Source organism: uncultured Demequina sp. (genome assembly GCF_913055775.1).
Lineage (GTDB): Bacteria > Actinomycetota > Actinomycetes > Actinomycetales > Demequinaceae > Demequina.
On sequence record NZ_CAJXJX010000026.1, the window covers coordinates 1 to 24,659 of the forward strand.

General features: G+C 70.2%; 23 protein-coding genes. 8 read left to right on the forward strand and 15 right to left on the reverse strand.

The features are described 5' to 3' along the window. From QZ483_RS04115 to QZ483_RS04135, 5 genes are all read right to left on the reverse strand, one after another. Window positions 1–351, reverse strand: a 351-nt coding sequence (locus QZ483_RS04115; RefSeq protein WP_297081719.1) for a PhzF family phenazine biosynthesis protein, incomplete at its 3' end; no start/stop codon positions are given. A gap of 158 nt (window positions 352–509) precedes the next feature. Then, a complete protein-coding gene (locus QZ483_RS04120) occupies window positions 510–1,745 on the reverse strand; it encodes an allantoate amidohydrolase (protein WP_297081720.1) in 1,236 nt (411 codons plus the stop codon). Beyond that, window positions 1,742–2,926 carry an alanine--glyoxylate aminotransferase family protein gene (locus QZ483_RS04125; RefSeq protein ID WP_297081741.1) on the reverse strand — a complete coding sequence of 395 codons (1,185 nt, stop codon included), beginning with the start codon at window positions 2,924–2,926 and terminating at the stop codon, window positions 1,742–1,744. The genes QZ483_RS04120 and QZ483_RS04125 overlap by 4 nt, the downstream gene beginning before the upstream one ends. A 135-nt stretch (window positions 2,927–3,061) precedes the next feature. Then, window positions 3,062–4,681 (reverse strand): AtzH-like domain-containing protein, encoded by a 1,620-nt coding sequence (locus tag QZ483_RS04130; RefSeq protein WP_297081721.1) that lies wholly within the window; start codon window positions 4,679–4,681, stop codon window positions 3,062–3,064. Beyond that, a complete protein-coding gene (locus tag QZ483_RS04135) occupies window positions 4,668–5,774 on the reverse strand; it encodes an acetamidase/formamidase family protein (protein WP_297081722.1) in 1,107 nt (368 codons plus the stop codon). Before QZ483_RS04135 ends, QZ483_RS04130 begins: the two co-directional genes overlap by 14 nt. Window positions 5,775–5,855: 81 nt before the next feature. Between QZ483_RS04135 and QZ483_RS04140 the strand changes: the two genes are divergently transcribed. Beyond that, a complete protein-coding gene (locus tag QZ483_RS04140) occupies window positions 5,856–6,560 on the forward strand; it encodes a YoaK family protein (RefSeq protein ID WP_297081723.1) in 705 nt (234 codons plus the stop codon). Between the two features lie 302 nt (window positions 6,561–6,862). Beyond that, window positions 6,863–7,309: an Hsp20/alpha crystallin family protein gene (locus QZ483_RS04145; protein WP_297081724.1), complete on the forward strand. Its 447-nt coding sequence runs from the start codon at window positions 6,863–6,865 to the stop codon at window positions 7,307–7,309. A gap of 65 nt (window positions 7,310–7,374) precedes the next feature. Here QZ483_RS04145 and QZ483_RS04150 read toward each other — a convergent pair whose 3' ends face one another. Together QZ483_RS04150 and QZ483_RS04155 are read right to left on the reverse strand one after the other, a co-directional pair. Further along, window positions 7,375–8,502, reverse strand: coding sequence for an SDR family NAD(P)-dependent oxidoreductase (locus QZ483_RS04150; RefSeq protein ID WP_297081725.1), 1,128 nt, complete (start codon window positions 8,500–8,502; stop codon window positions 7,375–7,377). Window positions 8,503–8,517: 15 nt separating this feature from the next. Then, on the reverse strand, window positions 8,518–10,188 hold the full coding sequence (locus QZ483_RS04155) for an FAD-binding protein (protein WP_297081726.1): 1,671 nt from the start codon (window positions 10,186–10,188) through the stop codon (window positions 8,518–8,520). 62 nt (window positions 10,189–10,250) lie between these two features. On the opposite strand from QZ483_RS04155, the gene QZ483_RS04160 reads away from it, so the two are divergent. The 3 genes from QZ483_RS04160 to QZ483_RS04170 all read left to right on the forward strand — a co-directional run bounded on the left by QZ483_RS04160 (window position 10,251) and on the right by QZ483_RS04170 (window position 13,117). Then, window positions 10,251–10,823: a TetR/AcrR family transcriptional regulator gene (locus QZ483_RS04160; protein ID WP_297081727.1), complete on the forward strand. Its 573-nt coding sequence runs from the start codon at window positions 10,251–10,253 to the stop codon at window positions 10,821–10,823. 158 nt (window positions 10,824–10,981) lie between these two features. Beyond that, complete coding sequence (locus QZ483_RS04165; protein ID WP_297081728.1) at window positions 10,982–12,613, forward strand: LPXTG cell wall anchor domain-containing protein; 1,632 nt, start codon at window positions 10,982–10,984, stop codon at window positions 12,611–12,613. 78 nt (window positions 12,614–12,691) lie between these two features. Then, entirely contained in the window at window positions 12,692–13,117 is a 426-nt protein-coding gene (locus QZ483_RS04170) for a hypothetical protein (RefSeq protein WP_297081729.1), read from the forward strand. A gap of 16 nt (window positions 13,118–13,133) precedes the next feature. Here the strand turns inward: QZ483_RS04170 and mnmA are convergent, their stop codons facing one another. From mnmA to QZ483_RS04190, 4 genes are all read right to left on the reverse strand, one after another. Next, entirely contained in the window at window positions 13,134–14,219 is a 1,086-nt protein-coding gene (gene mnmA, locus QZ483_RS04175) for a tRNA 2-thiouridine(34) synthase MnmA (protein WP_297081730.1), read from the reverse strand. A 168-nt stretch (window positions 14,220–14,387) separates the two neighbouring features. After that, complete coding sequence (locus tag QZ483_RS04180) at window positions 14,388–15,095, reverse strand: tyrosine-protein phosphatase (RefSeq protein ID WP_297081731.1); 708 nt, start codon at window positions 15,093–15,095, stop codon at window positions 14,388–14,390. 75 nt (window positions 15,096–15,170) lie between these two features. Further along, complete coding sequence (locus QZ483_RS04185; RefSeq protein WP_297081732.1) at window positions 15,171–15,764, reverse strand: NAD-dependent epimerase/dehydratase family protein; 594 nt, start codon at window positions 15,762–15,764, stop codon at window positions 15,171–15,173. Window positions 15,765–15,768: 4 nt separating this feature from the next. Beyond that, window positions 15,769–16,965 (reverse strand): cysteine desulfurase family protein, encoded by a 1,197-nt coding sequence (locus QZ483_RS04190; protein ID WP_297081733.1) that lies wholly within the window; start codon window positions 16,963–16,965, stop codon window positions 15,769–15,771. A 74-nt stretch (window positions 16,966–17,039) separates the two neighbouring features. Between QZ483_RS04190 and QZ483_RS04195 the strand changes: the two genes are divergently transcribed. After that, a complete protein-coding gene (locus QZ483_RS04195) occupies window positions 17,040–17,471 on the forward strand; it encodes a hypothetical protein (protein WP_297081734.1) in 432 nt (143 codons plus the stop codon). Between the two features lie 35 nt (window positions 17,472–17,506). On the opposite strand, the gene QZ483_RS04200 is transcribed toward QZ483_RS04195, so the two are convergent. Next, a complete protein-coding gene (locus QZ483_RS04200; RefSeq protein ID WP_297081735.1) occupies window positions 17,507–20,545 on the reverse strand; it encodes an ExeM/NucH family extracellular endonuclease in 3,039 nt (1,012 codons plus the stop codon). 184 nt (window positions 20,546–20,729) lie between these two features. On the opposite strand from QZ483_RS04200, the gene QZ483_RS04205 reads away from it, so the two are divergent. After that, window positions 20,730–21,554, forward strand: coding sequence for an oxidoreductase (locus QZ483_RS04205; RefSeq protein WP_297081736.1), 825 nt, complete (start codon window positions 20,730–20,732; stop codon window positions 21,552–21,554). Window positions 21,555–21,572: 18 nt separating this feature from the next. Here the strand turns inward: QZ483_RS04205 and QZ483_RS04210 are convergent, their stop codons facing one another. Genes QZ483_RS04210 through QZ483_RS04220 form a run of 3 tightly spaced genes read right to left on the reverse strand, consistent with a single transcriptional unit; the run spans window position 21,573 to window position 23,931 of the window. Next, a complete protein-coding gene (locus tag QZ483_RS04210; RefSeq protein ID WP_297081737.1) occupies window positions 21,573–22,184 on the reverse strand; it encodes a hypothetical protein in 612 nt (203 codons plus the stop codon). Window positions 22,185–22,195: 11 nt separating this feature from the next. Beyond that, window positions 22,196–23,146: an electron transfer flavoprotein subunit alpha/FixB family protein gene (locus tag QZ483_RS04215; RefSeq protein WP_297081738.1), complete on the reverse strand. Its 951-nt coding sequence runs from the start codon at window positions 23,144–23,146 to the stop codon at window positions 22,196–22,198. Further along, complete coding sequence (locus tag QZ483_RS04220; protein ID WP_297081739.1) at window positions 23,143–23,931, reverse strand: electron transfer flavoprotein subunit beta/FixA family protein; 789 nt, start codon at window positions 23,929–23,931, stop codon at window positions 23,143–23,145. The genes QZ483_RS04215 and QZ483_RS04220 overlap by 4 nt, the downstream gene beginning before the upstream one ends. 108 nt (window positions 23,932–24,039) lie before the next feature. Here QZ483_RS04220 and QZ483_RS04225 point away from each other — a divergent pair, with 108 nt between their 5' ends. Next, on the forward strand, window positions 24,040–24,588 hold the full coding sequence (locus QZ483_RS04225) for a hypothetical protein (RefSeq protein WP_297081740.1): 549 nt from the start codon (window positions 24,040–24,042) through the stop codon (window positions 24,586–24,588). Window positions 24,589–24,659 lie beyond the last annotated feature (71 nt).

Sequence of the window (24,659 nt, forward strand, 5' to 3'; positions counted from 1 at the left end):
GAACTCGTCGCCATCGAGCCTGACCGGCACCAGCCCGGCACCGCACTGTTGAATCACCACGCCGGAGGCCTCCGGCACGCCACCCGCGTCGAGCCACGCGCGGGCGGTGCCGAGCGTCGGGTGCCCGGCGAACGGCAGTTCGTTCGTGAGGGAGAAGATGCGCACCCGGTAGTCGGCCTCCGGCTTCGTGGGTTCGAGCACGAAGGTGCATTCAGACAGGTTGGTCCAGGCTGAGATCGCGGCCATCTCCTCCGTGGTCAGCCCGTCGGCGCCGAGGATGACGGCGACCGGGTTGCCGGTGTACGGGTCAGTGCCGAAGACGTCGACTTGGCGGAAGGGGCGTGCGCTCATGCTCCGACGCTAGCGCCGATGCACGGGTCCAGTGAGCCTTGGGCGGCACCTCCGCGGACCGTTGCGTCCTGGGAGGTCCTGAGTGCTCAAAACGGGCGCAAACGAGCACTCATGGACTGCTAGGACGCACAAGCGGGGTGGTCGCGAGAAGCGGGCGGTCAGACCTGGGCAGCCGCCACGGCCAGCACCGCCGCCTCGAAGGCGTCGAGCGCGACCGCGACGTCGTCCTCTCGCACCGCCTCGTCACGATGGTGCGAGATGCCGTCCTTGCAGCGGATGAAGAGCATCGCGTAGTCGCACAGGTCCGCGATGGCCATGGCGTCGTGGCCGGCCTTCGACATCAGGCGCATCGGTTCGGGGTCGCCCGTGGAGCGAATGCCGGCTTCCACGGCCGCCGCGAGCGCAGCCGCCACGGACGTCGCGCGCGCAGCGTGGAGCTCGGACACGTCGAAGGCCAGGTTGCGTGCGGCCGCAGCCTTGAGCGCCTTCTCCTCGATCTCGCGCCACACGCGATCGCGCAGCCCGTCGGTCTCCGCGCGCAGGTCGAGCGAGAAGTCCACCCGACCAGGGATGACGTTCATCGCACCGGGGTGCGCCTGGAGCCGGCCCACCGTCCCGATCGCCCCGGCGTCGCGCGCGAGCTCCTCGACAGCGGTCACGACCTCGGATGCGCCCAGCAGCGCGTCGCGCCGGCGCCCGTACGGCATCCCGCCCGCGTGCCCGGCCTCGCCCGTCATCCGGAGTTCGAAGCGGCGCGCGCCCATGATGCCCTCGACCACTCCGAGCGCGCGGTCCGCGTCCTGCAGCAGCGGCCCCTGCTCGATGTGCGCCTCGAGATAGCCGATGATCGGCTGCCCCACCATCGACGCCTCGCCCACGCTGTCGGGATCCAGCCCGAACGCCCGGAAGGCGTCGTGCAGCGTCACGCCGTTGGGCCCGCGCAGCGACCACCAAGCGTCGTCCCACCTCCCGGCTACGGCGCAGGACCCGAGCAGAGTGCGCCCGAACCGCGTTCCCTCCTCGTCGCCGAATCCCAGCACCTCGATGCCGAACGGCAGCGTCACCCCGCGGTCGCGAAGGCGCCCCATGACCGCGATCGCCATGAGCACCCCCAGGATGCCGTCATACCGGCCGGCCCCCGGCACGGTGTCCAGGTGCGATCCGAGAAGCAGGACAGGTGACCCAGAAGTTGGCCCCGGCAAGGACCCCCGCTGGTTGCCGGCCGCGTCCTGCCAGGCCGTCAGCCCGGCATCGTCCATCCACTCGCCCACGGTCCAGTTGGTGCGGGCGTGCTCGGGCGTCAGGTAGGTGCGCTCGATGCCGTCGTTGGCGGCCGTGTGGGTCGCGAGCACGTCACAGCGCTCGAGCACCTCGGCGGCGTCAAACGCGCTCACGCGACCGACCCGTAGACCTCGTACGCGGCGTCCACGCCCGCGCCGGCGGGCGCCGCGTGCCCTGCCCTGCGCAGGACCGCCTCCAGCGCCGCGAGGGTGGTGAGCACGGCATCGGCCCTCGCGTTGTAGCCCATGGTGCCGATGCGCCACACCCGCCCGTGGAGCGGCCCAAAGCTGGTGCCGATCTCGATCCCGAAGTCCTCGAGCATTGCCGCGCGCACCCCGTCGCCGTTCACGCCGTCCGGAATCTCGACGCCCACGACGTTGGTCATCTTGTACGCGAGCGCGCCGAACGGCCGCAGGTTCAGCGCCGTGGTGCCCGCGAGCATCGCGCGGCCGTGCAGCCCGTGCCGCTGCCACGACGCGTCGAGCCCCTCCTCGAGCAGGATGCGGGCGCACTCGCGGGCGCCATAGAGCATCGTGGTCGCCTCGGTGTGGTGGTTCAGGCGCCGCTCGGACCAGTAGTCGAAGATCTGAGCCATGTCGAGGTAGTTCGACCGGATGGGGTGCGCGCTGACGGGGTCACCCTCCGCTCGGATGCCCTCCTCGACGGACTTGCGCGCCTCGATCACCGCAGCCGCCTTCGCGGAGAACGTCACGGGTGCTGATCCGGACGGCCCTCCCAGGCACTTCTGCAGCCCAGCGGTCACGACGTCGATGCCCCACTCGTCGGTGCGAAACTCGTTGCCGCCCAGGCTCGCGGTCGCGTCCACGTACAGCAGCGCGCCGTGGCGCTCGCAGATCTCGCCCAGGCCCTCGAGCGGCTGCGCGACCGTCGTCGACGTGTCGCCGTGCACCACCGCGAGCACCTTGGGCTGGACGTCGCTCAGCGCCGCCTCGATGGCCTCCTCGGTGAAGACCTGCCCCCACTCGGTCTCGATCGTGTGGACGTCGGCGCCCGCGCGGCGGCAGATCTCCGCGAGCAGGTGGCCAAAGCGCCCGAAGATGGGCACCAGCACCCGATCGCCAGGCTCGAGCAGTGACACCAGCGCGGCCTCGATGCCCGCGCGCGAGGTGCCATCCACGAGCATGGTCTGCCGGTTGTCCGTGATGAACACCTGGCGATACAGCGCCATGACCTCGTTCATGGCGTCCGTCATCCACGGGTCGTACTGCCCCACGAGCTGCGAGGACATCGCGCGCAGCACGCGCGGGTCAGCGGTGATGGGGCCGGGCCCCATGAGGAGCCGCGGCGGCGGGTTGACGGGTCCGGGAACGGTCACTGGACCATCATGCCGTGCGTGAGTTACGCAGGCATTTCGGCGCGGGCCCGGTGTCCGGTGGGCCGATGCGCGGGCTGGGTCGCGCGCTCATGCTCAGTCCAGCGCAGCCACCCAGGCAAGACCGGTCTCGACCAGGGCGAGATCCGCGCCCCGAGGGCCCACCAGGCACAGGCCGGCAGGCCCGCCGTCGAGCTCGAGCAGAGGCACGGATAGCGCGGGGCGGCCGGTGATGCCGGCGACCGCCGTGAGGCCGAGCGTGGCCTCGCGCACCGCCTGGAGGCGATCCGGACCGGCGGTGAGCTCGGGGGCGATCGAGCTGGCCGAGGGCAGCAGCAGGATGCGGTCGCCCAGCGTCGCGTCGATCGCCGCTCGCGCCGCGGCCTTGGCCTCCAACGCGGCTGCCTCCTGGTCCGCGGTCACGGACGCCGCCCACGCGAAGCGCTCGGCGATGTCCTCGGCGAGCGCGCCCGGGTGCTCGTCGATCCACGGCTGCCACGAGCGGGCCGCCTCCGCCGACTGCGTGTAGCGGAAGATCTCGAACAGGTCGGCAGGTGCGGGCAGGTCCACGGCCTCGAGGGACGTGAACACCTGGCGGTCGGCCAGGGCATCGATGACGCCGGCGAGGCCCATCCGGACCTCAGGATCGGCGGCCTCGAACAGCGCGGCGCACACGACGGCGGAGTCACGGCTCACGCCACGCTGCGCCTCAGGGTCCACCGAGGCCCGCACGGCGGCGAGCACGGTCTGACCGTCCCGCGCGAGCCAGCCAGGAGTGTCGTAGGCGGGCGCGAGCGGCAGGGCACCGTCGAGCGAGACCGCGCCGTGGGTGGGTCGCAGCCCCCAGAGCCCTTGGTAGGAGGCGGGCACGCGGATCGATCCAGCGGTGTCCGTGCCGAGACCCAGCACCGCCTGGCCGCTCGCGACCGCGCTCGCGGGGCCGGAGGATGATCCTCCCGGGATGCGCCCGATCGCGGCGACGTTGGGCGGCGTTCCGTATGCCGCGTTGCGTCCGGCGATCGAATACGCGAACTGATCCGTCTGAGCGATGCCCTGCACCGCCGCGCCGGCGTCGAGAAGCCGCGTGACCGCATCGGCTGACGCCGGCGACAACTCCCCCTCCGCGAGGTACGCCGGCACTCCCCCGCCCGTGGCATGCCCGGCGACCGCGAAGACGTCCTTGACCGCGACGCTCACACCCGCGAGGGGGCCGTCTGCGGCGGCGGGGAGCAGCGGCGCGCCCAGCACGCGCCAGATGCGCGCGTCCAAGGCAGGCGGCGGGGCCTTGACCTGAGCCGCGGTGATGATCCACCCGCCGGGAGTGTGCTCCTCGGTGCCTGCCCGCTCCCACAGCTGCGTGACGAGCCCGCGGCCCCCGGCGTCCGGGGCATTGACCGACGTGACGTAGGCATGGGTCTCCGTGATGGGTCGCACCTGGATCTCGAGGACCGTGCGCGCGGGTGCGCCGCCGCGGCCGGTGCGGAAAGCGTCGATGCGCTCGCGCCCCACGAGCAGACCGGCCGCATCGCCGCGCATGACCTCCGGACCGGTGCCGAAGAAGTGCCCAAGCCTCTCGAGGTCGTCGGCCATGAGGGCCGCCTCGTAGGCCCAGAACGCGTCGAGCAGCTGCGGTGGGGGCTCGACTCCCTCGGGGAGCTGCAGCACGGCTTGAAGGTCGCGCGCCGCGTCGATGTCGGGGTGCTCAGGCACGGTCATGGGGAATCGCCTCGAAATCGGAGGTGCGGATCATGGCGTGGACGCCCTGCACGATGTCCACGACCTGGGAGATGCGGAAGTCCGTCGCTGCGGAGAGGTAGGCATAGGCCAGGTGCGCATCCATGCCGTAGCGGGCGGCGAGGATCGACACGGCCTGGCGGACGCACGCGCGCATGGCCTCGTCGAGGTCCTCGTCCATGCCGGTGGGGATCAGATAGTCAGCGGACTCACCCAGTGGACCCGCCAGAGCGCCGAACGCGCGCACCGCCTCGCGCTCGGGCACCACGGTCAAGCGCAGCGTGGCCCGCAGGGACGCCTCCAGCGCGGTCAGCGCCACCTCTCCGTCGCCCTGCGCGAAGTGCGGGTCCCCGGCGTAGAACAGCGCGCCCTCCACCTGAACCGGCAGGTACACCCGCGTGCCGGCGACGAGCTCCTTCACGTCGATGTTGCCGCCGTGCGGACCCGGCGGCACCGAGTGGGCACGCTGGTCCGTCGCCGTGGCGACACCCGTGATGCCCAGGAACGGCGCAAGCGGGAAGCCCGCCGCGTTGGGCCCTCCCTCGCGCGCTGGCAGCCACCCGCGCCAGGTGCCATCGGCGTCCGGGCCAATGCGCGCGAAGACACTCACGTTGTCTGGCCCGGCCGGCATCTCGCCGGGCAGGGCGCCCCGGCCGTGCCGGTTGGAGATCACGCCGTACGGCACGCGCGGAGTGAGCTCGACGATGTCGACGGCGAGCAGGTCTCCCGGGCGCGCGCCTTCGACGGCGATGGGGCCCGTGACCACATGCGGCCCGTCGGCCCGCGGATCGCGAGCGCCGCTCGAGGCGAGTTCGGCCGCCTCGGCGAGCACCGCATCGGCCTCCACCCCGTGCCCGCCGAAGAAGCCGACCGGGTCGCTCCCCTGGTCCGGCAGCAGACCCTCGTGCGACAGCGTGTCCACCACCACCGTGGTGCCGGACGCCACCTGCAGGACCGGCGCATCGGCCCTGCACGGCAGCCGACCCCACGTGACAGTGCTGGCCGTGACCGGAACGTATGGCAGCCCGTCCGGCACCCTCTCGCCGCGCCGCAGCGTGCCGTCGAAATCTCCCACGTGCCGGTCTCCTCCCTGGTGCGTGCCCTACTCTGGTTCGAGACTACCGGCGCACCCCGGCGCCGAGCACGGGAGGAACAGTTGAGCGAGCGCCTGCGCCGTGACATCGGCAAGACTCACCTGGGGCTGATGCTCGCGCTGACGTTCTCGACCGGCGTCATCGATGCGGTGGGCTACCTGGGCCTCGACCGTGTCTTCACGGGCAACATGACCGGCAACGTCGTGATCCTGGGCATGGGTCTCACGGGCGTCGACGGTCTTCCCGTGCTGGGCCCCGTGATCGCGCTCGTGGGATTCATGGTCGGCGCCGCCGTGGGCGGTCGGACCCTGCGCAGCTTTGACGCCGGGTGGTCGCACAAGACCACGGTGCTGTTCTCGATCGTCGCGGGCGTGCTGATCGCGGCCGCAGGCGTCGCGTTCTTCGAGACCGAGCCGCCGCACCCGCTTGCGCTGTCGATCACGGCGGCGCTCGGTGCAGCGATGGGCCTGCAGGCCGCGGTCGCGCGGCACATCGCCGTCAAGGACGTGACGACCGTCGTGGTGACGTCGACCATCACCGGGCTCGCGGCAGACTCGGCAGCCGGCGGCGAGGGACTGAACTTCTGGCGCCGCCGCATGGGAGCGATCCTGCTCATCGGCGCGGGAGCCTGCGCAGGCGCGCTGCTCCTCCAGGTGCACATCGCGGCCGGGATGCTGCTGAGCGCCGCCATCACCGTGGCGGTGACGATCATCGGGCACCACTCCCGACCGGTCCCGGGCGAGCTCGCGGGAGCCACGGGGCTCTAGGCGCCCGGCTGCAGCCCTCCACCCCGGCCCGGCGCGCCGCCCAACACACGGCGGTGACGCAGGGGACCCACGGGACCCATGAGCTGCCACTCCTGTCCGACCTGCCCCACCTGTCCCTCGCGTGTGTTGAGCGGATCGCGAGGCCATGCGCGTGCCACGCGGGGCGCCCCGATCACCATCAGCGACCGCCCGCCACAAGACTTGCGCGCACCTCGCTCAAGTCTTAACATGAGTGGCATCGGCTCAACTTTGAGTCCGACACCGCCGCGAGGCGGTGACACGACACTTTCAGGAGGTTCACCATGGCACGGGAGGTCATTCGTCAGACGGCACCGGCGGCGGCTCAGTCGCTGTGGCAGGACGACTTCAACCGGATGGTCCGCCAGTTCTTGGGCGACTCGGACGCGTCGCTCGCGGGCGCCTTCAGCCCCGCGCTCGACGTCGAGGAGACCGAGGACGGCTTCACGCTGCACGTCGAGCTGCCGGGCGTCTCGCCCGACCAGGTCGACGTCTCGATCGAGGAGAACGTGCTCACCATCGCCGGTCAGCGCGACTTCTACTCCGACGCCAACGCCGAAGGCTTCAAGCGCATCGAGCGCCGCTTCGGCACGTTCCACCGCGCGGTGCGGATGCCCGACCGGGTCGACCCCGATCGCATCGAGGCGTCCTACAAGGACGGCCTGCTGACGGTCTCGGTCCCCAAGTCCGAGTCCGCCAAGCCTCGCCGCATCCAGGTCGCGAGCGCGTAGGCGCAGACAAGCGAAGGCCGGGCCCGCCTCCACGGCGGACCCGGCCTTCGTCATGTCTCAGACCGTCAGACGGCGGACCAGCCGCCGTCGGACGGCAGGATCACGCCGTTGACATTGTGGCCGTCGTCGGAGAGCAGGAACGTGATCGAGGCCGCGAGCGACTCGGGGCCCACAGGCGTGGGCAGCACCGCCATGGCCTTCTGGATCCGTGCGGCCGCCATGGGCGAGTCGAAGCTCGCCTGGATGCCCGTGATGACCGGTCCAGGAGCAACCGCGTTGATGCGCAGGCCCTGCGGGCCATAGATGAACGCGCTCGACTTCGTGATGCCCACGACGGCGTGCTTGGAGGCCGTGTACGCCAGCCCGGCCGCCGAGCCGCGGATGCCCGCCTCGGACGTGATGTTCACGATCGAGCCGGCGTTCGCCGCGAGCATGGTCGGGATCACGGCGCGCGAGAGCTTGAACAGGCCCGTCGCGTTGACGGCCATGACGCGGTCCCAGACCTCGTCGGACACCTCGTGCAGCGGGGTCATGTTGTCCATGATCCCGGCGATGTTCGCGAGACCGTCGATCCGGTCGCCTGCGGCGGCCACGACGGCGTCCACATCCTCTTGCTTGGTGACGTTCGCGACCACCTTCACTACGTCGCCGCCCTCGTGCTCGGTGACGAACGCGTCCAGTCCCTCCTCGTTGATGTCCACCGCGACCACGCGCCCGCCCTCGCGGACGATGCGCGAGGCCGTCGCTCGACCGATGCCCGAACCCGCGCCGGTGACGATGACCGTCTTGCCAGCGAAGCGGCCTTCCGTCACCTTCTCGACGAAGTCGGGCAGCTCGATCTCGTCGTCCTCGGGGGCCGATGCGGCGGCCGGCGGCGCAGGGGCGTCGCCTTCCGGTGCGGTCGTGGGGTCGTAGGCCTCGGCCATCGCGACGAGCTCGGCGATCTTCTCCTCGGAGAACTGGCCCTTCGACATCGGGATGAGCCGCTTCATGGCGAAGTTGCGCACCGGCTTGAGCTGCGACTCGTCCTGGCCAGCCTCGGCGAGCATCTTCCGCAGGATCGGGCCGCCCTGCGGGTGGGCGAGCCAATCCTTGATCTTGGTGTCGCCGGAGAGCCCGGTCGATCCCTCTGCCGCGTCGGACGCGGTGGTCTCCGGTGCGACTGCGTCATCGCCCTTCTTCTTTCCGAACACTGCTGTTCCCTCCTGCTACTTGACGACCGTCGTGGTCGCTGACTGCTGGATGCGGGCGGCGGCGTGCTTGCCGCCCAGGTACCCGAACACCGTGGCGGGCCCGATGGTCGAGCCCGCACCCGGGTACGTGCGGCCCATCACGGATGCGGTGGTGTTGCCTGCCGCGTAGAGGCCTTCGATGGGCTTGCCTGCCTTGTCGAGCACGCGTGCGTGCTCGTCCGTGAGCAGGCCACCCTTGGTGCCCAGGTCGCCGGGGACCATCTTGAAGGCGCGGAACGGGCCCTTCTCGATGGGGCCCAGGTTGGGATTCTTGAGGGACGGGTCACCGTAGTAGTTGTCGTACGCGGTCCGTCCGCGGTCGAAGTCCTCGTCCACGCCGGTGGCGCAGAAGCCGTTGAAACGCTCGACCGTCGCCTTCAGAGTGTCGTCGTCCATGCCCAGCTTCCAGGCGAGCTCCTCGATGGTGTCCGCCTCCACCACCGTACCGGCCTTCTTGAGCTTGGACAGGCCCTGGATGGCGGCGTTGTTGAGATAGCGACGCTGGTGGCGTCGCTCGGTGATCATCCAGCACGGGATCGCGCCCACGGCCTTGTCCCGTTCGAGAATCGCGTGGCCCACGTCGATGTAGCTCGCGGACTCGTTGACGAAGCGCTGGCCGGACTGGTCCACCATGATCGAGAACGGGTCCGAGCGCTCGTTGACGCTGAACTGTGCCTCGCCGTCAGGCATGAGCACCGAGGCGCCCCACCAGGCGTCATCCATGAGCGCGACATCAGCACCAGCGTCGATGCCCACCTGGATGCCGGAGCCGTTGTCGCCCTCCGGCGCCGAGGTGTAGCCGCGCACGCCGTGGTACTTCTCGCGCCACTCGGCGTTGCGTGCGAAGCCGCCGGTGCCGAGCACCACTCCGGCGGTCACGCCGATGCGACGGGGGCCCGCCGGGGTGTCCACCACGGCACCGACGACGACACCCTTCTTGTCCTTGATGACCTCCGCGATCGGCGTGCGCAGGCGCACCTCGACTCCCAGCTTCCGGGCGGTCGCCATGAGGTGACCGGCGTACGCGCCGCCGAGCCCGACGAGCTTCTTGCCCGACAGGACTCCCTTGAGGGTGCGGCCCACGAACTGCGCTCCACGTATGAAGCCCGCGCCGGAGGACCAGGCCCGAGTGAGCAGCCAGACGTCGTCGGTCTTGAGCGGCGCGGGGAGCATTGCGCGCGACGAGTCGTGCCAGCTGCCCAGGCGCTTGGCGTCGAAGGGCTCGGTCTCTATCGCGCGACCGCCATCCATGCCGCCGGGCTTGTCCGGGTAGTAGTCCGGGTAGTCCGCGCTGAGGGCCCAGGTGACACCCAGCCGCTTCCATTCGTTGTAGACCACGGGCACGTTGGCGATGTACGCGTCGCGGCGCTCGTCGCTCGAGGCGGGCCCCACGTCGCCGATGGTCACGTCCATGTACTCGCGGACCTTCTCCGGCGAGTCCTCCTTGCCCAGCTTGCCCATGTCGGGGTGGTTGGGCATCCACAGGCCCCCGCCACTGATCGCGGTGGTGCCGCCCCACTTGTCGGTGCTCTCGACGACGAGGACGTTCAGTCCGGCGTCCGCTCCCGCAATCGCAGCGCTCAGCGCCGCCGCTCCTGAGCCGGCGACCAGAAGGTCGACCTCCTCGTCCCACTTCTGCTGTGCCATCTGTGCGCCTCCCATGTTGCACTTTCGACCGGACAACTCTGTCCGGTAACTAGTGTAGGCACATGACCAAGGTCCCGAAGACCAATCGCGGCCCTGCAGCGGGGCCTGCCAATCGCGCCGCACTGATAGCGGCCGCGCGCGCGGTCTTCGACGAGCGTGGCATCGACGCACCGTTGTCCGCCGTGGCCAAGCTGGCGGGCGTGGGCCAGGGCAGCCTCTACCGCCACTTCCCTGATCGAATCTCGCTCGCGGTGGCGGTCTTCGAGGAGAACCTCGTGGAGATCGAGGCGCTCGCCGCGCGCCCTGGTTCAACGCTGCGCGACTTGGTCGACCTCATCACCTACCAGGCCGAAGCGGCTGCGGCCTTCATCGACACCATCGCGCTCTCGAGGGCCGATGCGCGGGTCAGTCAGTTCGACTCTCGCCTTCGTGCGGTGCTGGCGAGCAAGTGGGCTGAGGCAGAGAAGACCGGTGAGGTTGCGCCCGGCATCACGGCAGACGACTTGATGCTCGCTGTAGGCATGGTGGCGGCGGCGATCGGCCGCGCGCCGCGCGACCGTCGCCACGAGATCGCCGAGCGCGCCTGGGCGCTGTTGACCCCCGGGCTTGGGCGCATGAACTCCGCCACACCCTGAGACCCCCCTGATTCGGCATCGGCCTCGCGGGGGATTTGTTGCATGCGAGGACAAACGTCCCAGTCGAAACGATTCGTCCGCTCATAGGTTGGGCACAGACGACCTTCCTCAACGGCGCGGCCCCCGGGCCGTCATCAGTCCCACCGGAAGGAAATCTCATGTCCCCCGTCGCGACCAAGGCGTCCGCGAGTCTCACGAAGATCATCAGTACTGCCATCGCCGTGCCGGTGCTCACCGTCGCGACGCTGTCACTCAGCGCGATCGGCGCCGCCGCACCGGCGTCTGCCGCCGGCGAGCACCTCGTCACTCTTGTCGCGAGGGTGTGCCCCACCTACGCCGACATCACGGCCAACAAGGCGCGCAACGACATCATGGAGTCACTGCGCGACCTCGGACCGGACACTCCCTACGCGCGCAGCGGCCAGGTCGACGCCCAGACCGAGATCAGCGGAAGCCCGAACTGCCAGCCGCTGTCCGACTGGGGCTTCACTCTGGGCGAGGGCTACACCGGCAAGACGGCCGCGACCCTCCAGCTGTCCACGGTGACCGGCGCCTACCCGGGGTTGATCACCACCGAGGACTCGACTCCGTGGCTCGACTCCCACGGCAACCCCACGGGCGACACCATCGAGGGCGCGACGACGATCGCGCTCACCCCCGAGCAGGTGTCGCGCGCCACGAACGGTGGTCGCAACCTGTGGATCCAGGGAGGCAGCCCGTCGGCGCCGCTGAACGGGAAGCGGGACGAACTCGGCTACGGGGCCCTGCGCTGCGCCGTCGATGCACTCAACGGTGACAACGTCGAGTACATCGCCTTCCCGCGCAACGCCGAGCACGTCTTCTGCTTCTACTACGCGGTCCAGCCGCCGCCCACCGCAGGAGAGATCGTGGTGCACAAGGAGGTCACGCCCGGTGCGACCGACACCAGCCACGCCGTTTTCACCGGCACCGTCCCCTACGGCGACACCGACGGCAATGGGGTCAACGACTTCACCCTCGACGCGTCCGCTGGCCGTTCCGGCTCCGAGACCTTCATCCGTGGTGCCGTGAGTGCGACCGACCCCGCGTGGACCATCACGGAGTCCGACGACCCCGACTGGATGCTCGTCGACGGACACCCCACGTGCACCTCGCGCGACGGCACCAGCCGGCTCACCTACACGGACAACGGCGTGAGCATCGAGCTCGCGGGCCTCGACCGCGTCGAGTGCACCTTCACCAACGCGCCAGTTCCCCAGGCCCAGCCTGTGGTCGAGCCCCCGCTCGCTCAGCCAACGCCGACTGTGACGCCCACGCCCATGACGCAGTCGACGCCGGATCCCCTCGTCGTGCCCCACGCGACGCCGCAGCTGACGCCGCACCAGGTGCCCACCGCGACACCGCAGGCGACGCCTCAAGCGACGCCGACCACCATCCCGGTGCCGCAGGCGACGCCGCAGATTGCCCAACGCACACCCATGCAGGTTCCCACTGCGACGCCGCAGGCAACACCGCAGGCGACCCCCACGCCCATCACCGTGCCTACCCTGGTGACGTCAAGCCACGTCGTGTCACACACGCCCTCGGCGACCGTGACGGGTCGGACGCCTTCCGCACTCCACCACGTCGAGCGGGTTCCGAGGCCAACCCTGACACCGTCCACCGACACCCCGACGACGACCGTGGCCGGCCACGACCACCTCTCCCACACGGGCACGGATGACAGCACGCTGTGGATCGCGAGCGCAGCCTTCGCGCTGCTGCTCTCAGGAGGTGCACTGTTGGCTCTGCGTCGACGGAGCCGCGGCTAGCAGTCGCCGGTCGAAGACCCCGGGGCCCCATGCCCCGGGGTCTTCTTCGCGCCCGACACCTGGTCGTACGCTGAGGACATGAAGACCGCTGCCGCCGCGTTCGCCGCCACCCTGGCACTCGCCGGGTGCACGTCGGCCATCGGCGACCTGGACCATGAGGACAGCCCCGTCGCACGCTACAACTGGACCGGCGACGAGGGCATGGAGGCGCTGCTCGAGGGCGAGCTCCTGCTCACGGACGGCTGCCTCTACATCGTGAGCGACGACGCCGAGCCCACGGTCGCCGCAATGCCGCGCGAGTTCGCGTCGTGGCGCAGCGAGGATGACGTGCTGACGTTCGACGGCCTCGAGTTCTCGTCAGGCGACGCGGTCGCGGCAGCCGGGGGCTTCGTCGAACCGTCCGGCGACATCGATCGGCTCGACATCCCCGAGGCCTGCGACCTGGGCGAGTGGGGCGAGATCTTCCTGGTTCATGACACCGACCTGACGCCAGCAGCAGGCTGACGCCAGCGCCGCGGCGTCAGACGGCACGCGACGCGATGGTCGCCTGCCCCAGCACCCGGGTGCCGTCATAGACCACGAGCGACTGACCCGAGGCGACCCCACGCATCGGCTCGTCGAGCTCGACGGTCATGCGCGCATCGGCCCTCACCACGGTGCCCGGCACCGGGGTGCCGTGCGCGCGGACCTGCGCCTCGCATCGGCGCGGCGTGTCCGCCGGGACGTCCGGCGCGATCCACACGACGTCCTCGCCCTCGAGGGTCGTCACGGACAGGAGCGTCTCCGGCCCCACGGTGACGACGTTGCGCGAGGTGTCCACACTCGTCACGTAGCGGGGCGCGCCGTCCGCGGCCGGGCGTCCGATGCCCAGGCCGCGACGCTGTCCCACCGTGAACGCATAGGCGCCCTGGTGCTCGCCCACGACGGCACCGGACTCGTCCACGATCTCACCGGGCCGCTCCCCCAGCGAGCGCTGCAGGAAGCCCTGGGTGTCGCCGTCGGCCACGAAGCAGATGTCGTATGAGTCGGGCTTGTTCGACACCCCGAGGCTGCGCTCGGCGGCCTCCGCGCGGACGTCCGCCTTGGACGCCGCGGTGCCCAGGGGGAACATCGACCGCGCGAGCTTTTCCGGACCCATGACGGCCAGCACATACGACTGGTCCTTGTCCGGATCCGCGGCGCGGTGCAGCTCGCGGACGCCGTCCTCGCGCAGCTCGATCCGCGCGTAGTGGCCCGTGCAGACCGCGTCGAAGCCCAGCAGCTGGGCCCGCTCAAGCAGCGTGTCGAACTTGATGTGCTCGTTGCAGCGCACGCAGGGGTTGGGGGTGCGACCGGCGGCGTACTCGTCGAGGAAGTCCTTCACCACGGTGTCGTGGAACTCGTCGGACAGATCCCACACGTAGTACGGGATGCCCAGCTTGTCCGCGGCGCGGCGGGCGTCGTTGCTGTCCTCGATCGAGCAGCAGCCCCGCGAACCGGACCTGAACTCGTCACGGTTGCGGCTGAGCGCCATGTGCACGCCCACGACGTCGTGACCGGCGTCCAGAGCGCGCGCGGCAGCGACGGCGGAGTCGACTCCGCCGGACAGGGCCGCCAGGATGCGCATCAGTCACCTCGTTTCAGGACCCGACCATGGTACGCGGATCTCGAGTCGTTGCTTCCTGGCAGTCGCTGAGTGCCTAAAATCGCGCGATCTCGGCACTCAGTGACTGCCAGCGCGCACGCGCGGGTGCGGAGGGCCGATGCGCGGGCTGGGTGAGCGATACAGGCAGGGCTACGCGAGCAGCCGGGCCCGCAGCGCCACCAGGACCTCCGGGTCGCCGCCATGAGCGAGGTACCAGCCCTCGACGCCGCCGTCGTGGGCGTCCCACGCATCGAGGACGCTCTCGATCGCGGACTCCGGCGCCTCGAGCACCTCGCGTGGCACCTTCGCCAGCGGGGTGTCCCCCACGTGCCGAGGAGTCCCGCCCATCAGGCGCCCGATGACGGCCGGCATGTGCTCGGCGGTGCGGTGATAGTCCGCCGCGATGAGCTCGCGCTCGATGCCCACCAGCGCGAGGATCAGCGCCGCCGAGACGCCGGTGCGGTCCTTGCCTGCCGAGCAGTGGAAGAGCACAGGCGCCTCCTCGCGTGCGACCTCCGCCACCACGCGGGTGAGGCCGGCGGCCGCGGCTGGAGCGATCATCAGGGCGTACAGGTCCTGGAGCGACGCGATCCGCGCCATCGCGGCTCCCGTGGGATCCGCGGCCGAGAGGATATCGACCTCGACCACGCGCACACCCCTCCCCAGGGGATGACCGCGATCCTTCTCGCCATGGCTGCGCAGGTCGACGACGGTCGCCGGGGGCCACGCCTCGACCGTGGTGGGGACCTGGTCCCCGGACAGCGGCGCGTCGGAACGGTAGGCGATGCCCGCCCGGAGCTCGGGTGCGGCGTCGGCGAGGTCGCGCAGGTTGGCGAGGCGATCCAGTGGCGTGCGCATGACCCGATGCTTCCAGACGTGAGGGGCCCACGCCAGAGCCTGCCGAGCCGTCCCCCACACTCGAGCGAGCACGGGTCAGGCGACGCGCGTCACGCCGGAGTCGAGGATCTCGAGGACGCCGGAGGGCTCGCTGAGGACGTCGACCGTCGCCTGGGCGGCGGTGTCAATGTGCAGCGCACGGTCGCCCTTGGGCGCGTCGCTCCAGGTCCCCGGTCCGTAGAACTGGCCGTAGCGCAGCACCAGGCCCCGCGCGCCCAGCACCGCGCTCTCGAGGTATTCGACCGGACGCCTCGCGGGCCCGGGCACCGTGAACGCGACCGACTGGGCGACCACGTGGGCCTCGGCGGCCCGCGCCGCGGCAACCAGGTTGTCGGTGCCCAGGGTGCGCACCCGGCCCAGCGCCTTCATCTTGAAGATCAGGCCCGCCACGGAGTCCGGCAGGTCCGTGACCTGATGCAGCACCAGATCGGGGGCCGCGGCGGTCACGGCGTCCCGCGTCGCGGACGCGTCGAGAATGTCGACTGTCATGCCGGTCGCGCCGGCCTCCTCGATCGACGCCACTTTGGACGGCGTGCGCGTGAAGCCCACGACGTCGTGCCCTGCGGCGGTCAGCAGCGGAACCAACCGCACGCCGATGACGCCAGTGGCGCCGGCGAGGACGATCCGCACGGGTCTACCCGAACGTCGCCGAGTCGAAGGTGCCGGCAACCCTGCGCGCCTTGTCGACCGCCTCCGGAAGCGCGCGCATGAGCGCGTCGAGGTCGTCCTGAGTCGTCGTGTGTCCCAACGAGAAGCGCATGGTGGAGGCGGCGTCGCGCTCGGCACGTCCCATCGCGATCAGCACGTGGCTGGCCTGGGCAACCCCTGCCGAGCACGCCGAGCCGTTCGATGCCTCCACGCCGTGAGAGTCCAGCACGAACATCATGGCCTCCGCGGCGCAACCCGGGAACACGAAGTGCACATTGCCGGGGAGGCGTTGCGGCCCTGGCTCGGGGCCCGAGAGCCGCGCCTCCGGAATGGCGTGACGAATGCGGTCGATGAGCTGGCGCTGCAGCGCACCCAGCCGCTGCGCCTCGGCGTCGAGGGTCGCGACGGCCTCCTCAGCCGCGATCGACGCGGCGTGGAAGCCGGCCGCGTTGAGCGTGCCGGACCGCACCTTGCGCTCCTGGCCGCCGCCGTGGGTGAGCGGCGTGATCGTCAGGTCGCGCCGCGCCGCCAGCACCCCCACCCCGACGGGCCCGCCGAACTTGTGAGCACTGACCGCCATCGTTGCCAGCCCTGCCCCGCGGAAGTCGACGGGGACGTGGCCGACGGCCTGCACGGCATCGGCGTGCACGGGGATGTCGTGCTCGGTGGCGATGTTGACGATCTCGCGCATCGGCTGGATCGCGCCCACCTCGTTGTTCGCCCACATGACGGAGACCAGCGCGATCTGGTCGAAGTTCTCGGCGACCTCCGCGCGCAACGCGTCGAGGTCCACGCGCCCGTCCGAGCCGACCGGCAGCACCACGACGGTGGCGCCGTGCTCCGCCTCGAGCCAGTGCGCGGGATCGAGTCCGGCGTGGTGCTCGATCGCGGTGGTGACGATGCGGGTGCGTCGCGGGTCCGCTCCGTGACGTGCCCAGAACAGGCCCTTGATGGCGACGTTGTCCGCCTCGGTGCCACCGGAGGTCCAGATGACCTCGGTCGCGTGCGCCCCCAGAGCAGCAGCCATGCGCTCCCGGGCGTCTTCGACGACGGACCTCGCGAGCCTCCCCGAGGTGTGCAGGGCGGAGGGATTGCCCACGCGCGAGAGCTCGTCGACGTAGGCCTCGCGGGCGCGGTCGAGCATGGGCGTGGTCGCGGCGTGGTCCAGGTAGTGACGCGGCATGCGGTCAGTGTACGGAGCGGGTCGCAGCCGCGCGCGACGACCACGGGCCACGGGTCCGTCGTTACGCTGGCACGATGGCTGAGATCCCCGGTTCCGACCAGCTCCACGCGCTCGCGCTGCTCGCGCTGGACCACGGCATCGCGTCCGCCGGCCACGGACCCGTGATCCCCTTCGCGGTGGAGGAGGACTCGGAGGGCCGTCGCAGCCTCACTCGCTTCCCCAGCGGATCGCTCGAGGAGGGCATCGTGCACGCGCGCGGGCACGTCCACGCTTCGAGCGCGCCGCGCGTGGTCGTGTGCTTCGACGGGTACGTCGCGGTTGAGGAGGGCCGCTTCGATGCGGTCTGGGTCATGGCGCACGAGGTGGGCATGGCCGCATCGGTGTCGTTCTTCCAGCGCTACCGGTCAGCCGATGCGGCGGTTGAGGCGGTCGGCAACGCCGGCTACGCCGGCGAGGCCGACCCGCTGCTGCCGGTCGACCCCGCCACGCGCATGCCGCCTGGCTGACGCGCCCGCGGCGTGTCGTTGCACGATCAGCGCCGCTACCCCACCGCGCAGGCCGCTCCGTTGACCGTGAACTCGTCGATCGGAATGGCGCCCTCCGCGGTCGAGCCGAGGAAGCCCACCGTCACCGAGCGCCCGGGCCAGATGAGGCCGTTCCACAGCCGGTTGTCGACTGTGACGCTGGCGCCGTCCTGCGAGTAGCGGCCGCCCCACAGGCTCGACACCTTCTCGTCGCCGGCGAAGTCCCACCCGAGCTCCCACCCCCAGATCGGGCGGTCCGTGGTGTTGGTGATCCAGATCTGCGAGATGAAGCCGCCGGGCCACTCGCCGTGGACCGTGTACTCGACCGAGCACGGCGGCGGCGGGGTGTAGAGGTCGAGCCCCACGAGCACGGGATCGTGGTCCGAGGTGCGGTACATGTCCGGCGCGTACAGGTACTCGAGCTGCCCCACCGACTTGTAGTCGATGTTGTAGTCGAGCGCCGAGACCTCGTCCGCGTTGATGTGCACGTGCGCGGAGTCGGTGACCTGAGCCGCCATCGAGCTGGAGGCGAACACGTAGTCGAGCGAACCCCACTGGCCGTCGAACACGTAGGAGTAGTCCTCAGCCATATCCACGTAGCCCGCGTCGCGCAGCACGTCGATCGGGTCCTCCTGGGCGTACGAGTTGAGGTCGCCGATGATCATCACGTCATCGTCCTCGACCCCCGTGGGGTAGGTGCCGATCCAGTCGACGAGAGCTTCGGCACCCGCGGCGCGGGTCTCGTTCCAGCAACCAGCGCCGTCGCCCTGATCGGCGTCTGCGCCCGTCGAGCCGCTGCAGCCCTTCGACTTCCAGTGGTTGACCACCACGGTGAAGGTCTCGCCGCTGCCCACCTCTTCGAACGACTGCGCGACGGACGGGCGGTTGCGGTCGTCGTCGAAGCGCGGGTCGACGCTCGAGTCGAGTGTGGCGATGTCACCCACCTCGGTGACCGCGGCGCTGTCGTAGAGCACACCGACGCGGATGACGTCCGTGCCCACCACTCCGGTGTCGACGTAGGTCCACGTGTCCGTGCCCTCCGCCGCGTTGAGCTCCTCGGCCAGGCGGCCGAGCGGCTCGACGCCCGGGGTGTTCTCCATCTCCATGATGCCGATCACGTCCGCGTCGAGCTCGAGCAGCGCCGCGACCAGCTTGTCGGTCTGACGCGTCACCTCGATGTCGACGGGCAGACCCTGATCCTCGAACGGCGCGTCCGCGCCGCGGCAGTCCTGCTCATAGCCCACCGGCCCGCACACGTCATCCGTGTACTGAATCGAGAGGAAGTAGTTGAGCACGTTGAAGCTCGCGACCTTGAGGGAGCCGCCCACGTCGGGCGCCTCGGTCGGCCGCGGGTTGTTCGAGACGAACTCGCCGGGGTGCACGTCCGGGCTGGCCGGGCGCACGCGCCACATCGTCGAGTTGGAGTACTCGCCGTCCCAGGTGTACGTCATGACGCCGGTCATGCCCGTGATCGAGTCACCGCCGCGCAGCGGGTTGGCCGCAGTCAGCGGATCCGAGCCGCCACCGTAGATGATCGGGTCCGGATTCTGCTCGAACGAGGCGTCGTCGAGCTGGATGCGAGCCAGGTCGTTGGCGGCCTGGAGGGCATTCGCCTCCGACCCCGGCTCGGCCACGGCGGTGGGCTGGTCCAGCTTGCCGTCGACCGACAGTGAGATCTCGCCGAAGCGCGCCAGCTCATAGAACTCCGTGACGAAGAGCTCCTGCGGGAACGTCACGAGCATGCTTTCGTAGCGCTCGAGAGAGTCCTGACTCGGCAGCGGCAGCTCGACCGGTGTGGGTGCCACGGACTCTCCCGACGAGACCACCTGCAACTGGTCGGGGTAGCCCAGCTGGGTCTGACCGAAGCGCTCCTCGACCTCGGCAGTGACGACCACTCGATCGCCGAGCTCAACGCTGTCATTGCTGCCGTTGAAGACGAAGATGGCGTCCGAGGTGGCGGGGTCGCCGTCGGTCTCGCCGTCGGCGGATTGGATGGCGAAGCCGCGCAGCGTGGGAGCCGGTCCCTCGTAGTCGCCGACCACGATGCCCGCGACTGTGACGGTCTGGCCCACGTAGGGCGAGGCCGCTCCCGAGCCCTGGATCACGCCGATGGGCTCCGAGATCTCCTCGTAGACGGTGAAGGACGACGTGAGGTCCGCCGCCATCGCGTCCGGCGGGTCGTCCGTGTCGACGTCCGTGACGGCCGATGCGGTCACGGTCACGGTGCACTCGTCGCCTCCCGCGAAGGGAGTGGGCGGCGTGACGACGTACGACGTGGGACCGCCCGACAGTGCGGCGTCGACCGTGCCGGCCTCCGAGCACTCGAGAGCGATCGCGTCCGCAGCCAGGTCGACCGGCTCCGAGAAGGTCACGGTGATGGTCGCGTCCTCCGGCACCGCGACCGCCCCGTCCGCCGGCGAAATCGACGAGACCGCAGGAGCCGCGTCCTCGACCGGACCGCCGTCGCACGTCGCGGTGTGGGAGCCAAGACCCTCGAACGTGTCCTCGGGGAGAACGTCCCACTCCACGGACGCGTCGAACGCGTCCAGCGGGTCGGTGTCGCCGGCGCACACGGTCGCCTGGCGTACAAGGGTGTCATTCTGGCTCCCGCCGGGCCACTGCGAGCCCGGGTCGACCCCCACCTGGCCGAACGAGTCCGCCACGGCCGCTCCGTTCCTCAGGATGAGGGCGTCGTCGCCGTTGAACTGGATGCCGGTTGCGAACACGTCCGCGAGGTCCGTCAACGCATCGACCGCGCGAGAGTCCGCAGTCACCACGACCAGCACGTCCCCCGCCGCCAGAGTGCCGTCGAGCTCCGTCGTGTACGAGGGTCCGTCGCCCAGAACGCGCCCATTGTGGTAGGCCTCGATCGAGTAGTCGGACAGATCGACGTCCGCCCCGGTGCCGTTGTAGATCTCCACGGCCTTGTTGTAGCCAGAGCCCTCGACGTACTCCGAGAAGATCAGGTCCGAGGTCGCAGCAGAGGCAGGGAGCGCCGAGATGGTCGCCACCCCCAGCGCGAGTGTCAGAGCGGAGGCGGTGACGCGACGATGCATGGATTCTCCCTGGTATGTCCGGTTCGCTCCCACGCTAGGGGGAACCAGGGGTTCCCGCACGTCGGCCAGGAAAACACTGGATGAAACCTGCGTGTCGAGCATGTTGCCACCACGGGACCATCGCCCCCGGTTCCCCTGACGCAGGCCCGGTACCGTGAGGTGGAACCCCACCCGAGGAGGACCCATGGCCACGTGGTTCATCACCGGATGCTCGACCGGCATCGGTCGCGCCACCGCGGAGGCTGCCATCGCCGCCGGCCACACTGTGGTCGCGACCGCCCGCCAGCCACGGAGCCTGGACGACCTCGTGTCCGCGCACCCTGATCGCGTCTTGGCGCTCGCGCTGGACGTCACCGACCGCGACGCGATCGCGAGCGCCGTGGAGCAGGCGCAGCGGATCACAGGCGGCGTCGATGTGGTGGTCAACAACGCCGGCGTGGGCTACTTCGCGACCATCGAGGAATCGGACCAGGACGCTGTGCGCGCGATGATGGACGCGAACTTCTGGGGCGTCGCCGATGTCACCGCGGCATTCCTGCCGCATCTGCGGGAGCGCCGCCGCGGCCACGTCATCACGATCTCGTCGATCGCGGGCGTGCGCGGCTCAGCTGGCCTCGGGTTCTACTGCGCGTCCAAATGGGCGGCCTCGGGCTACATGGAGGCGCTCGCCAAGGAGGTCGCGCACCTGGGCATCAAGGTCTCGATCGTCGAACCCGGCCCCGTCCAGTCGCAGTGGATCCCTTCAGGCGGCAAGGTCCACGAGGGGATGGCGGACTACGCCCCGGTCATGGACCCGTATTGGGAGCGTATCGACAGCCTTCCCGGCAACCAGCCGGGCGATCCACATGCCCTCGCGCGGGCACTGCTGCAGATCACGGAGATGGACGAGCCGCCGCTCCACCTGCTCGCCGGTCGCCACGCCATCACGCAGGGGCGCGCCAAGGCTCAGGCGCTCGCCGCTGAGATCGAGCAGTGGGAGGAGTTGGGCGCCTCGGTCGATACGCGCTGATCGCGGCGAGCAGACCGTTCACTCCGCTGGCAGCACCTTGCGCAGGTTTACGTCGATGTAGTCGGGGTCGCCCGTCGAGACGCTGAGCTCGTGCCAGTCGTAGTGACGGAGACTGTCCTCTTCATGGAGGTAGGGCAGGCGGCACGACCCGTTCTGAATGTCATCCGGGCCCTGCTCCCACAACAACGTCCCCATGGTCGAGCCGTCGCCCACGGGTTCGAACGTCCACGCGAACGTCCCCGTCTCACTTCCGTCGGGATTCGCACAGGTGGGATCGCCAAAGAGTTCGTCAGGAGGCATGCGGAAGTCACCGGTGCCATCGACTCGCATGGTGATCCAGTGCTCACCACTTCGTGTCTCCCACGTGCCGGGAGCGAACTCGTGAGAGTTGAAGTGTTGGTCGATGGGCCGCACCACGAATTCGCCCACGAAGGCCAGGGCCAAGAAGACGAGGAACAGGAACACGCCGGCCACGACGAGCAACGCGAGGATCATGACCGGCGACAACGCTGCGCCGACCAGCACCCGCACCTTGGTCCGGCGCGACCATTCCTTCGGCAGTCCCCCTGTATCGCGAGACTGGGCCCGGACCGCCTCCGCCATCGACTCCTCGAAGCGCCTTCCGTCCACGGCTCTGCTCGTTAGCTCTCGCGGCTCTGCTTGATGCGCTCGATCGCCTGCGGGATCACGTCGAAGAGTGAGCCCACCACGCCGAAGTCGCTGATCTCGAAGATGGGCGCGTCCGGATCCAGGTTGATCGCGACGATCGTGCCCGAGGCCTGCATGCCGCCCCGATGATGCACCGCGCCGGAGATGCCGCACGCGACGTAGAGCGCCGGCGTCACCGTGGTACCCGTCTGCCCGACCATGTGCTCGTGGCTGATCCACCCCTCGTCGGTGGCGTCGCGCGAGGCACCCACCGCACCACCGAGCAGGTCCGCGAACTCGCGGATGAGCGTGTAGTCGCCGCCGGTGCCGCGACCGCCGGAGACCACCACAGGCGCCTCCGCGAGGGGCACGCCGTCCTCCTCGGGCACTGCCTCGACCGAAGCGAGCCGCTCGCGCGTCTCGGGGAGCGGAACGTCGACGCCCACCACCGTCGCGTCACCCGCAGTCGGAGCCGGGGCGGCCTGGGTGGTGTTCGGTCGAATGCCCACGATCGCGCGGTCCGTCTCGATGCGCGTGCGGACATCCCAGGTCGCGGCGAACACCGTCTGAGTCGTCTCGACGCGACCGTCGACAAGCTCTGCCCCAGCGGCGTCGACCACCACTCCCGCGCCCGTCGACATCGCCACGCGGGTCACGATCTCCTTGTTGACGAACGTCGAGATGACCAGCAGCACGCTCGAGTCCGCGCTCGCTGCGGCGACAGCCGTCGCGGCCTTGGCGGGCAGCCGTGCGTCGTCGCCGATCGCGGCGACCCTCACCTCCGCCGCACCGTACTCGCCCAGCTGTGCCACCGCATCGGCCGGCGGTTCCTCCCCCAGCCACACCGCCACCGGAGTGCCCAGCGTGCGGGCCAGGGTCAGTGCCTCGAACGACGGGCGGGAGATCTGCCCGCCGTGGTGCTCGATCAGGACGGCGACGCTCATACGAGCCCCCTCTCGACGAGGAAGTCGGCGAGCGCGGTGCCCCCGTCGCCCGTGTCGGTGACGACCTGGCGGTTGGCGCGCGGCGGACGCTCGGACGCGTCCACGACGGTGGTGCGGGCGGCCGATGCGCCCACGGCTGACGGGTCAAGGTCCAGTTCTGCGAGACTCCAGGTGGCGACAGGCGCCTTGCGTGCGGCCATGATCAGCTTGAAGTTGGGATAGCGGGGCGTGTTCGCCTCGTCCGTGACGGAGACCACCGCCGGCAGGGGCGCCGAGACCGTCTCCCGCGCGTCCGGCAGGTGACGGATGATCGTGGCCTCGCCGTCCGCGACGGTCAGTCCCGAGGCAAGGGTGAGCTGTGACCAGTCGAGCTCGGCCGCGAGCGCCGTGGGCAGCATCGACGTGAGGCCGTCGAGCGCCGCCATGCCGGTGACGACCAGGTCGAGGGGCGCCTCCGCGTGGACCTTGCGCACGGCGGCGGCGATCACGGTTGCGGTGCCGAACACGTCTGAGCCAGCGATCGCCTCGTCGCTCACGTGGATGGCGTGATGCGCGCCCAACTGAAGGGCCTTGCGGACGGCGGCCACCGCATCGGCCCCTCCCACGGTGAGGGCGTAGACCTCACCCTCGCCCGCTGCCTCGATCAGCTGAAGAGCGGCCTCGACGGCGTTCTCGTCGAGCTCGTTCATCGAGCCGTCCTCGGCAGTGCGGGTCACGGCGCCTTCGGTGAAGGAGCGCTGCGACTGCAGGTCTGGCGTGTGCTTGACGGTGACCAGGATGCGCATGGGTTCCAGCGTAGTCGCGGTGCGCGCGGCCCTCACCCCGGCGCGACACCGCCTGGATCGACACGCGCGCGACATCACTGCGACACACGGAACCGGCACAATGGGGGCATGTCCCTGGAAGGCGTCACTCCCTCACTCCTGGCCCACCGTCTGGGCGTCCACCTGACCGAAGGCGGCGCGAACGTCGCCGTCTATGCCGGTCACGCGACTGCGGTGGACCTGTGCCTGTTCGACGACGAGGACACGGAGACACGCATCCCGCTGTTCGGCCCCAAGGCCGGGGTCTGGCACGCGTTCGTGCCGGGCATCGCTGAAGGCCAGAAGTACGGGTTCCGCGCCAATGGCCCGTGGCAGCCCAAGAAGGGGCACCGCTACAACCCGGCCAAGCTGCTCATGGACCCGTATGCACGAGGGTTCGCGGGCGAGGTGACGCCCATGAACGCCCCGGGTGCGAGCGCGTTGCTGTCCAACCGCGACGGCACGGACACCGCTCCCCTGATGCCGCGCTCCGTCGTGACCGTGGAGCCCGGCGGCTCATGGCAGACCCCGCACCCCCGCATCGCGTGGGAGGACGCCGTGGTCTACGAGCTGCACGTCAAGGGCTTCACCCAGCAGATGGAAGCCGTGCCGGAGGAGCTGCGCGGCACCTATTGCTGAACGGCCTCAGGCAAAGGCCAGCGGCCGGATCTCGGTGACCTCGATGTCTGCACCGCGATCGTCGGTTGCGA